Source organism: Neobacillus niacini (assembly GCF_023715415.1).
Lineage (GTDB): Bacteria > Bacillota > Bacilli > Bacillales > Cytobacillaceae > Neobacillus > Neobacillus niacini_C.
On the sequence record NZ_JAMBOB010000084.1, the window covers coordinates 1 to 257 of the forward strand.

Sequence of the window (257 nt, forward strand, 5' to 3'; positions counted from 1 at the left end):
TCGAAGAGCCGCAGTGAATAGGCCCAGGCGACTGTTTAGCAAAAACACAGGTCTCTGCGAAGCCGCAAGGCGAAGTATAGGGGCTGACGCCTGCCCGGTGCTGGAAGGTTAAGAGGAGGGGTTAGCTGCTAAGCGAAGCTCTGAATCGAAGCCCCAGTAAACGGCGGCCGTAACTATAACGGTCCTAAGGTAGCGAAATTCCTTGTCGGGTAAGTTCCGACCCGCACGAAAGGCGTAACGATCTGGGCACTGTCTCA

The 257-nt window shown here is 55.6% G+C and carries 1 rRNA gene; it reads left to right on the forward strand.

Annotated features, from left to right (window positions below):
- Nucleotides 1–257 (forward strand): 23S ribosomal RNA (locus tag M3189_RS26675); the annotation flags it as partial.